The organism is Mesorhizobium sp. Cs1321R2N1 (assembly GCF_037179725.1).
Lineage (GTDB): Bacteria > Pseudomonadota > Alphaproteobacteria > Rhizobiales > Rhizobiaceae > Mesorhizobium > Mesorhizobium salmacidum.
Window position 1 is genome coordinate 1 of record NZ_JAPYKP010000175.1, and the last position, 10,428, is coordinate 10,428.

The window sequence follows — 10,428 nt, forward strand, 5'->3', positions numbered from 1 at the left end:
GCGCGGCCGGCCTGCCAAGCGCGTTGAACGCCTTCACGGCGACACCCGAGGTAGGCGTGCCGGTGCCGCGTCCACGCCCGCCCGCGAAGTGACTGTCGGGCGCCTTCGGCAAGCTCAATCGGTTTAGCTGCCTGCTTCATGAAACAGTGGCCGTTTGGCCGCAGAACCTCTCCCTGCGCGTCGCCGGGTCCGAAAACCGTTTCCCTTTTCAAACTCATGCGCTAGTCAACGGAAGAACGGCGAAACGCCATCGAGGGCGCCGGGGGACGGACGAGAGCATGCCAGGCACAGGCGACGACGAGACTTTGCTGCGGTTTCCGATCCTGATCGGCGATATCGGCGGCACCAATGCGCGCTTTTCGATCGTGCTCGACGCCAATTCCGAGGCCGGCGAGCCGACCATCGTCCAGACCGCCAATTACAGCACCATCGACGAGGCGATCCAGTCGGCCGTGCTCGATCGCTCCTCGGTCCGACCCAATTCGGCTGTGCTGGCAGTGGCCGGTCCGGTCGATGGCGACGAGATCGAACTCACCAACTGTCCCTGGGTCGTCAAGCCCCGGCAGATGTTCGCCAGCCTCGGCCTGAGCGACATCGTCGTGCTCAACGATTTCGAGGCGCAGGCGCTGGCCGTCGTCGCGCTCGGCGAAGAGCAGATGGAAAAGATCGGCGGCGGCACGCCGGAGCCCAATGCCGGCCGCGTCGTGCTGGGACCGGGAACCGGGCTCGGCGTCGCCGGGCTGGTCCACGCGCTGCATCACTGGATACCGGTGCCCGGCGAAGGCGGCCATATGGACATCGGGCCGCGTTCGGCCCGCGATTTCCAGGTATTCCCGCACGTCGAGAAGCTCGACGGCCGCATTTCGGGCGAGCAGATCCTGTCCGGGCGAGGCCTCGTCAACGTCTACCGGGCGGTGGCCAGGGCGGACGGCAAGCCATCGCCCTTCACCACGCCAGCCGAGGTCACCGCTGCGGCGCTGGCCAAGACCGATCCCGTGGCGCAGGAAGCGCTGGAGACTTTCGTCACCTGCCTTGGCCGCACCGCCGGCGACCTTGCCTTGGTGTTCATGAGCAGGGGCGGCGTGTTCCTCACCGGCGGCATCGCGCAAAAGATCGTACCGGCGCTGAAGGAGGGCAATTTCCGCGCCGCCTTCGAGGACAAGGCGCCGCACAGCGCGATGATGCGCACCATGCCGGTCTACGTCATCACCCACCCGCTGGCGGCGCTCCTCGGCCTTGCCGCCTATGCCAGGAACCCCTCGCTGTTCGGCGTCCAGACATCGGGCCGGCGCTGGCGCGACGAAGTTAGTCACCCCCAGGCATAGGCAAGCCGGCTGCTTGGCGTTAATAGGGGTGCCGAATTGCCCGGCCACCGGGAAGCGGAAACCGACAAAGCCCTCTGATTTGACACTTCAAACTCCAAACAAGCTGAAAGCCCGGCCAGGCGAGGTCACAGCGGTGCTGCGCCGCATTCTGGCTGAGAACAGCCACGACTATCGCTGGACCTATGTGATGGTCATCACCTGCTCGCTGATCGTTTCGGGCACCACCGCCTTCACGGCCTGGATCATGGCCCCGATGGTCAACCAGATATTCTACGAACGGCGAGGCGATGCGATCGTCTGGATCTGCGCCGGCTTCATGGCGGCCTTCCTGCTGCGCGGCTTCGCCGGCTATGGCCAGGCGGTGGCGCTGGCCAAGATCGGCAACAATCTGGTGGCGCGCTACCAGAAGCGCATCTTTGATCACCTGATGAAGCTCGGCGTCGGCTTCTTCAATGATACACGCTCCGGCCGGCTGGCGGCGCAGGTCAACGAAAACGTCGGCGGTATCCGCGACCTGCTGTCGTTGACGCTGACCTCGATTACCCGTGACGCCGTGACGCTGATCGGGCTTCTCGGCGTCATGGTCTACCAGGATCCGGTCCTGTCGCTCAGTTCGCTGCTGATCGGGCCGCCGCTGATCTGGGCCGTCGTCTACCTCACCCGCCGCGTACGGCGCATAACCCGGGAATCCGTGCTCATCAATTCGCGGCTGATCGGCGCGGTTCAGGAAGCCACGCAAGGCATCGCCATCGTCAAGGCCTTCACCATGGAGGACGAGCTGTCGGGCCGCATCGGCAAGCTCGCCAACGACGCCGAACAGCGCTCCAACAAGATTGCCCGCGTCTCCGAACGGCTGTCGCCGATCTCCGACATGCTGGCTGGTCTCGCCGTCACTTCCGTCATCGCCTATTCCGGTTACCGGGCGCTGGTTCTGGGCCAGCCGCCCGGCGCGGTCTTTTCGTTCATCACCGCGCTCATCCTGGCCTATGATCCGGCGCGGCGCCTGGCGCGCATGCAGGTCGGCATGGAACGGGCGCTGGTCAATGCACGCATGATCTACGAACTGCTCGACCTCGAGCCGAAGCAGGGCGATGCGCCTGGCGCCACACAGGCACATTTCACCACCGGCGAGGTACGCTTCAACAACGTCTCCTTCCGCTATGTCGAGGAGGCGCCTGTCCTTCAGGGTCTGAGCTTCGTCGCCGCCGCCGGCAAGATGACCGCCGTCATCGGTGCATCCGGCGCCGGCAAGACGACGCTGGTGGCGCTGCTGCAGCGCTTCTATGATGTCGAGAGCGGCACGATCGAGATCGACGGCCAGGACATTTCCAAGGTCACCAAACAGTCGCTGCGCGGCTCGATCGCCTATGTCTCGCAGGCGCCCTATCTGTTCGAAGGCACCATCCGCGACAACATCCGCTATGGCCGCCCCTCGGCCACCGACGCCGAGATCGAACAGGCCGCGCGACTGGCCGCGGCCGACGAGTTCATCCGCCAGCAGCCGCAAGGCTATGACACGCCGGTCGGCGAGAATGGCGCCACACTGTCGGGCGGCCAGCGCCAGCGTGTATCGATCGCCCGCGCCATTGTGCGCCAGGCGCCGATCCTGTTGCTCGACGAGGCGACATCGGCGCTCGACAACGAGGCCGAAGCCCGTGTCCAGCAGGCGCTCACCAAGGTCATGGAAGGGCGCACCACCATCGTCATCGCGCACCGCCTGTCGACCGTGGTCAATGCCGACCACATCATCGTGCTGGAACAGGGCCATCTGGTCGAAGAGGGTACGCACGCCTCGCTGATGGCCGACCCGCACAGCGTCTACGCCCGGTTCCACCGGATACAGGGCGTCAAGGGCCTGGGGCTTGTCGACGACAGCGCGCCGGTCGAAACTTTGGTTCAGGAATTAGAGACCGGGAACATCGCCGGGAGCACGGCATGAGCGAAACATCGGCAACATCAGGCGAGCCGGCAGGCGATATGGGACTTGTGGTGGTCGGCGCGGCCGGCCGCATGGGCCAGACGCTGATCCGCGCCATCCACGCCATTCCGGGCGCCCGCGTCATCGGCGCGGTCGAACGCGCGGATTCGCCTCATCTGGGCAAGGATGCAGGCGAACTTGCTGGCGTCGGCCGGATCGATGTGCCGATCGGCAGCGATCCGCTGCCGGTCTTCGCCAGGGCCGACGGCGTGCTCGATTTCACCACCCCGGCCTCGACGGTCGAGTTCGCCGGCTACGCCGCGCAGGCGCGCATCGTCCATGTCATCGGCACGACCGGCTGTTCGGCCGACGACAATGCGAAAATCGCTGCCGCCGCGCGCCACGCAACGATCGTCAAGTCGGGCAATATGAGCCTCGGCGTCAACCTGCTGGCGGTGCTGGTCGAACAGGCGGCGCGCGCGCTCGATGCCGATGATTTCGACATCGAGATCCTCGAAATGCACCACAGGCACAAGGTCGACGCGCCTTCGGGCACCGCGCTTCTGCTCGGCGAGGCCGCCGCCGCCGGGCGCGGCATTGCGCTGGCCGGCAATGACGTGCGTTCACGCGACGGCCACACGGGTGTGCGAAAAGCCGGCTCGATCGGTTTCGCCGCGCTGCGCGGCGGCTCGGTGGTCGGCGACCACAGCGTGATCCTGGCCGGCACCGGCGAGCGCATCACGCTGTCTCACCATGCCGAGGACCGCGCCATCTTCGCCCGCGGCGCCGTCAAGGCCGCACTGTGGGCGCGGGGCAAAAAGCCGGGCCTTTACTCAATGCGGGACGTGCTCGGGCTTGCCTGAAACGACCCCGAACCATTTTCGTTCTTACGCAAGTCCGGACGGAAAACCGCTACACACTTTTCCTGGAATGCTCAGACCCCAGAGGAGCAAAAATGTCGAGAACTCTCGTGCTCGTGCGTCACGGCCAGAGCGAATGGAATTTGAAAAACCTGTTCACCGGCTGGCGTGACGTCGACCTGACCGAGCAGGGTCACGCCGAGGCCAAGGCCGCCGGCCAGAAGCTCAAGGCGCGCGGCCTTAAATTCGACATCGCCTTCACCTCGGCGCTGGTCCGGGCGCAGAAGACTTGCCAGCACATTCTCGACGCCGTCGGCCAGAGCGACCTGAAGACCATTCGCGACCAGGCGCTGAACGAGCGCGACTATGGCGACCTCTCCGGTCTCAACAAGGACGATGCGCGCAAGAAATGGGGCGAGGAGCAGGTGCATGTCTGGCGCCGTTCTTATGACGTGCCGCCGCCCGCCGGCGAAAGCCTGAAGGACACCGGCGCCCGCGTCTGGCCCTACTACCTGCACGATCTGCAGCCCCACGTGCTGCGCGGCGGCACCGTGCTGGTCGCCGCCCACGGCAACTCGCTGCGCGCGCTGATCATGGCGCTGGACGGCAAGTCGGGCGAGGAGATCGTCAAGCTGGAGCTCGGCACCGGCGTGCCTGTGATCTACCAGCTCAACGCCGATTCGACCGTGGCCTCGAAGGAAGTGCTGGAAGGCTGACGGCTGGCGAGTTGCGGCGGCGGGCCTCCACCAGCTTTGCTAAAGCGACTTCCCAGCTTTTGGCGTCCTGTTCCAAAAAGCGCGTTGACAGCAATCGCTTGCCCGCTTATTGAGCCCGCACCAGCCCAGATGGCGGAATTGGTAGACGCGCACGGTTCAGGTCCGTGTTCCGCAAGGAGTGGAGGTTCGAGTCCTCTTCTGGGCACCAAATTCCCGTTTCGAACCATTCGATCGGTTCAGAAGCTCAAGAAAAAAGCCCGGTTCATCCGGGCTTTTTTCTTGCCCAATGACCTCCCCTCCTGGCCGGTCCCCGAACAAACCGCTTCAAACCGGGCGGCTGCTTCGCTACGCTCGCTCCCATGTCTCAATCCGCCACCGCGATCTTCGGCGCCCGCCGCGACCAGGCCTTCCCGACATTGGCGGAGGCCGACATCGATCGCATGCGCCGGTTCGGTGAGGCCAGCGCCTATGCCGCCGGCGAGCACATTTTCGAGGCCGGTGATGTGTCCCCGGGGCTGATCGTCGTCCTGTCGGGCAAGGTGGACATCACGCAGGACGGCAAGCTCGGCCGGCGCGAGACGATCGTCACGCATGGCCCGGGCAGCTTCGTCGGCGAGCTGGCGCAGCTTTCGGCCCGTCCCTCGCTGGTCAATGCGCAGGCCGCCGAGCCAGTGCAGGCGTTCGTCATCTCCTCGCAGAGGCTGCGCGACCTGATGGTGCAGGAGGCCAATCTCGGCGAGCGCATCATGCGGGCGCTGATCCTGCGCCGCGTCGGGCTGCTCGAGAGCGGCACGATCGGTCCGATCATCGTCGGGCCGGCCGACAATGGCGATGTCCTTCGCCTGCAGGGATTTCTCGCCCGCAGCGGCCAGCCCCACCGCGTGCTCGATTCCAAAACCGATCCTTGCGCGAAGACCCTGTTCGAGCACTTCCATGTCGATCCCCACCATTTGCCGGTCGTGCTGTGCCCGAACGGCAGGCTGCTGCTCAATCCCGCGGAGAAAGACCTCGCCCGCTGCATCGGCCTGCTGCGGCCGGTCGACGCCAGCAAGGTCTATGACGTCGCCATTGTCGGCGCTGGACCGGCAGGGCTGGCGGCGGCGGTCTACGCGGCCTCCGAAGGGCTGTCGACCATCGTGCTCGATTGCCGAGCCTTCGGCGGGCAGGCGGGCGCCTCGGCGCGCATCGAGAACTATCTCGGCTTCCCCACGGGCATCACCGGCATGGCGCTGATGGCGCGCGCCTACAACCAGGCGCAGAAATTCGGCGTCGAGATGGTCATTCCCGACGAGGTGAAGCTGCTCGGTGCTGCCACCGACGGCGCGCGCTACCAGCTTGCGGTCGGCGACGACGAGACGGTGCGCACGCGCTCGGTGGTGATCGCCAGCGGCGCGCGCTATCGCCGCCTCGATGTCGCCAATCTCGCCGAGTTCGAGGGCACATGCGTGCATTATTGGGCCTCGCCCATCGAGGCACGGCTTTGCGGCGGCCAGGAAGTGGCACTGGTCGGCGCCGGCAATTCGGCTGGCCAGGCGGCCGTCTTCCTGGCCAGCCATGTCAGGAAAGTGGCGCTGCTGGCGCGTGGCGGCAGTCTCGAAGCCTCGATGTCGCGTTACCTTGTCGAGCGCATCAGGGCGCAGCCCAACATCGAGGTGCTGACCGGCACCGAGGTCGAGGCGCTGGACGGCGAGGAAGGCAATCTTGCCACGGTCCGCTGGCGCGACCGCTCGAGCGGCGCCTCGACGACGCGGCCGATCCGCCATCTCTTCCTGTTCATCGGCGCCGACCCGAATACCGACTGGCTCGCCCAATCCGACGTGGCGCTGGATGCCAGGGGTTTCATCCGCACCGGATCGGACATAGCATCGGCGCACGGCCTGATGGAGACGAGCCGCAGCGGCGTGTTCGCCATCGGCGACGTGCGCTCCGGCTCGGTCAAACGCGTCGCGGCGGCTGTCGGCGAAGGCGCCCAGGTGGTGGCGGCATTGCATGCATTTCTTGCGCGGGAAGGCAGCCGTGCCGACGCGCCTCAACTGGTCGGGGGAGTGTGATGGCTGACGAGTGCAGACACGCGGCTGGGATCAAGGACGTGACGCCGAGCGCGCTCGGCTGCGAGGAATGCCTGAAGAGCGGCTCGTGGTGGGTGCATCTGCGGCTCTGCCGCACCTGCGGCCATGTCGGTTGCTGCGACGATTCCCCCAACCGCCACGCCACCAAGCATTTTCATGCCACCAGCCATCCCGTCATCGAGGGCTATGACCCGCCGGAAGGCTGGGGCTGGTGCTATGTCGACGAGATCTTTCTCGACCTCGGCGACCGCACCACGCCGCAGAACGGACCGATCCCGCGATTTTACTGAGTGCTTCGGCGAGCTGGGAAAGCGGGCCGGTCTGATCTATCGCACCGAACCGGTGATAGTCCGATCGACATCGGGAACGGACTTGCGATCGTTGCCGGCAAGGGCGGCGATGAGCAGCAGGCTGGCCACGACCGGAACGAACAGCACGGCGACGCGGGCCTGTATATGAAGAATGGTGCGCCATTCGCTGCGCTTGTCGGGGCTGTTGCTCATCATACTCACTTTGCCATGGCCCCCCGGAGGTCACATAGCCGTGAACGGTTAAGCAACTCCTTCCGACTTCGTTAACGCAGGCGTTCAAGCCTGAAATCAGCCGAGCCCGATCCGCCTGGCGCCTTGCCGGAACAACGCTTCGGCGTCGGGCTCGAAGCGGAACGTGCCGATGAAATCGTCGGCGCGGTAATCCGGCAACGTCTTGCGGATGGCGGCGGCAAAGCCGCGCGCCTCGTCGAGCCGCCCCGCCAGCGCCAGGCAATGTGCCGCGATCGCCAGGATGATGGCGTGCGCGTTCGGCCGCGCCGCCGCCTTCAGCGCCCATACGGCTGCCTCCTCGAACTGGCCGAGACGAACATGCGACATCGCCCGCGCGCCCAGCATGCCGAACAGCAGCGGGTCGAAAGGGCTGAGATGGCGCGAATGGTCCGAGGAGCTTATTGCCGCTTTCGGGTCGCCCGATTGCGAGTGGACGAAGGACAGCGCGTAATGGCCGAGCGCGAAATTGGGGCTGAGTTTCACCGCCTGTTCCAGTTCGCCGAGTGAGCCCTCCTGTTCGCCGCGCAGCCACAGCGCCCGCCCCATTGCCCAGTGCGCGGCCGGATTGTGGTCGTCGACCAGCAGGCTCTGGCCGGCGCTCTCGAAGGCCAGCGCGCTTTCCCGGTCGCGGTCGCCCCAGCGCTGGAAGGCGTTCTGCCAGTGGGTGAAGGACAGGCCGGCATAGGCGCGCGCGAAGGTCGGATCGAGCTGCAGCGCCCTGGCAAAGAAATGCCGCGCCGTTTCGTTCTCGGCCTGGGTGAAGCGATACATGTGCCAGAGGCCGCGATGATAGGCCTCCCAGGCGTTGAGCGAGTTGGGCGCCTTCAGCAGGGCTCGGTTACGCTCGACGGTCTCGACCTCCACCGAGATCGACGACACGATGCTGTCGCCGACGTCGTCGAGCACGGCAAAAATGTCGTCCGGACGGCGCTCGAAGGTCTCGGCCCAGACGATCCTGGCGGTACGCACCTCGACGAGTTCGATGCTGACGATCAGGCGGCCGGCCATGCTGCGCACCGTGCCGGTGGCGACATAGTCGACCTTCAGCCGGCGACCGGCCTCCTCGGGTGCGATGCCCTTGTCGGCCAGTGCGAAGACCGATCCGCGCGCGATGACGAAGAAATCCCGCAGCTTGGCGAGACGGGTGATGATGTCGTGGGTAAGGCCGTCGGCCAGCCCGCCGCGCAGGCCGGATTCCTCAATAAACGGCATCACCGCCAGCGACGCATGGCTCGGCTCGAGTGGACCGGAGTCGGGCGGACCAAGGTCCAGTGTGGCCCCCAATTGCGATGCTGTGGATCGGCAGGCCGGCTGCGGCCGCGGCGAGGCAGCCGACTGCTGGTCGCGGATCATGCGCCAGGCTGTCCGCAGCGGGACGAAATCCAGGTCTTCCGACTGGAACAGCTGTGCCGCCGCCGCCAGATGCTTCTCGGCCGCGGTGATCTCGCCGCGCCGGGCGAGGCTCGCCAGCAGCGTCGTATGCGCGCGCCGATCGAAAGGCGCGAGTTCCACCCATTTGTCGAGATGGGCGGTCGCCTCGTCGCAGTCCGTGGGCAGACTCGCGACGAGCCGTTCCAGCACCGCCGTGTGGACGGACCGGAAGCGGCGGCGCTGGCCGATCAGCCAGCTGTTGAAGTGCGGATTGCGTTCGAATTCCAGCCCGTCGAGAAAATCGCCGGCGAAGAGTTCTGCCAGCGCTCGCAACCGCTCGGCATCGGGCGTGTCGATCCCGTGCGTGGCCGCATGGCTGATCTCCAACGCATCGACAAGGCAACCGCCGAGATCGAGCGCGACCGTATCGTCCTGCGTGCGGACACGGCGCTGGTCCGGCGTGTCGAGAGCGCCGCGCAACTTGCTCAGGCACCAGCGCAGCTCGCCTCGCGGATCGTTGGGCACGTCCCACAGAAGTTCGCACAGGCGGCTGCGCCCCACCGGGTGCGGCGCCAGCGCCAGATAGGCAAGCAGCGCCCGCAGCTTGCGCGAGGCCGGCAGTGCCATCGGCACACCGTTACGCGTGATCGCCAATTGGCCGAGCAGGCGCACGGACAGGCCCGGCATACCGCCGTCCTGGCTCGATGGTGCGGATTCCACGTCCGTTTCCACGCCTGCTCCCACGCTGGCCTGTCGGCCCCTGCTTTATCACCAAACACGATCTGGCGCATCCGGCGGCGAATTTCGCGCCGGCAGCGGTCATTGCCGCATCGCCGGCAACGTCAGTCCTAGCGCGGCAAGGTCTCGAAAGCTCGCCGCCCGGGCCGCCGGTTCGTAACCGGTCCGTGAAGATGAACACGATCGAGGAGATCAACGATGTTGAACAAACAGAAAATCAGGACCACCGCCGGGCGCGGCCGCCTGTTCGACAGCATTCTCGACACTGTCGGCGACACGCCGGCGGTGCGCATCAACAATCTCGCGCCGGCCCATGCGACCATCTACGTCAAGGCCGAGTTCTTCAACCCGGGCGCCTCGGTGAAGGACCGGCTGGCGCTCAACATCATCGAGGAGGGCGAACGCAGCGGCGCGCTCAAGCCGGGCCAGACCGTGGTCGAGGCGACCAGCGGCAACACCGGCATCGGCCTCGCCATGGTCTGTGCGCAAAAGGCCTATCCGCTGGTCGTCACCATGGCCGACAGCTTTTCGGTCGAGCGCCGCAAGTTGATGCGCATGCTCGGCGCCAAGGTGGTGCTGACGCCGCGCGCCGAAAAGGGTTTTGGCATGTACAAGAAGGCGGTCGAGCTGGCCGAGGCCAATGGCTGGTTCCTCGCCCGCCAGTTCGAGACGGTCGCCAATGCCGCCATCCACGAGGCGACGACCGCGCGCGAAATCATCAACGATTTCGCCGGCTCGCGGCTCGACTGCTTCGTCACCGGCTATGGCACCGGCGGCACCGTCGTCGGCGTGGCGCGAGTCTTGCGCCGCGAACGGCCGGATGCCCGCATCGTGCTCTCCGAGCCGGCCAATGCGCAACTGATCGGCAGCGGCAAGGCGCAGCTGCGCG

Annotated in this window: 9 protein-coding genes and 1 tRNA gene; 8 read left to right on the forward strand and 2 right to left on the reverse strand. The window is 66.2% G+C overall.

Annotation, left to right across the window (positions count from 1 at the left end):
* Nucleotides 1-278: 278 nt before the first annotated feature.
* The 7 genes from O7A61_RS28445 to O7A61_RS28475 all read left to right on the forward strand — a co-directional run bounded on the left by O7A61_RS28445 (nt 279) and on the right by O7A61_RS28475 (nt 7,178).
* Entirely contained in the window at nt 279-1,325 is a 1,047-nt protein-coding gene (locus O7A61_RS28445; protein WP_337132599.1) for a glucokinase, read from the forward strand.
* A gap of 79 nt (nt 1,326-1,404) precedes the next feature.
* Complete coding sequence (locus O7A61_RS28450; protein WP_337132600.1) at nt 1,405-3,264, forward strand: ABC transporter ATP-binding protein; 1,860 nt, start codon at nt 1,405-1,407, stop codon at nt 3,262-3,264.
* Nucleotides 3,261-4,106: a 4-hydroxy-tetrahydrodipicolinate reductase gene (gene dapB, locus O7A61_RS28455; protein WP_337132601.1), complete on the forward strand. Its 846-nt coding sequence runs from the start codon at nt 3,261-3,263 to the stop codon at nt 4,104-4,106. Before O7A61_RS28450 ends, dapB begins: the two co-directional genes overlap by 4 nt.
* Before the next feature lie 92 nt (nt 4,107-4,198).
* Nucleotides 4,199-4,819, forward strand: coding sequence for a 2,3-bisphosphoglycerate-dependent phosphoglycerate mutase (locus O7A61_RS28460; protein WP_337132602.1), 621 nt, complete (start codon nt 4,199-4,201; stop codon nt 4,817-4,819).
* A gap of 123 nt (nt 4,820-4,942) precedes the next feature.
* Nucleotides 4,943-5,027, forward strand: a tRNA-Leu gene (locus tag O7A61_RS28465).
* Between the two features lie 151 nt (nt 5,028-5,178).
* Nucleotides 5,179-6,870, forward strand: coding sequence for an FAD-dependent oxidoreductase (locus tag O7A61_RS28470; protein ID WP_337132603.1), 1,692 nt, complete (start codon nt 5,179-5,181; stop codon nt 6,868-6,870).
* On the forward strand, nt 6,870-7,178 hold the full coding sequence (locus O7A61_RS28475; protein ID WP_140507000.1) for a UBP-type zinc finger domain-containing protein: 309 nt from the start codon (nt 6,870-6,872) through the stop codon (nt 7,176-7,178). The genes O7A61_RS28470 and O7A61_RS28475 overlap by 1 nt, the downstream gene beginning before the upstream one ends.
* 36 nt (nt 7,179-7,214) lie before the next feature.
* Here O7A61_RS28475 and O7A61_RS28480 read toward each other — a convergent pair whose 3' ends face one another.
* Nucleotides 7,215-7,391: a hypothetical protein gene (locus O7A61_RS28480; protein WP_337132604.1), complete on the reverse strand. Its 177-nt coding sequence runs from the start codon at nt 7,389-7,391 to the stop codon at nt 7,215-7,217.
* A 96-nt stretch (nt 7,392-7,487) separates the two neighbouring features.
* The gene (locus tag O7A61_RS28485) at nt 7,488-9,488 is read right to left on the reverse strand and encodes a transcriptional regulator (protein ID WP_337132606.1); all 2,001 of its coding nucleotides are present in this window, start codon (nt 9,486-9,488) and stop codon (nt 7,488-7,490) included.
* 249 nt (nt 9,489-9,737) lie between these two features.
* On the opposite strand from O7A61_RS28485, the gene O7A61_RS28490 reads away from it, so the two are divergent.
* Nucleotides 9,738-10,428, forward strand: a 691-nt coding sequence (locus O7A61_RS28490; protein WP_337132605.1) for a PLP-dependent cysteine synthase family protein, incomplete at its 3' end; no start/stop codon positions are given.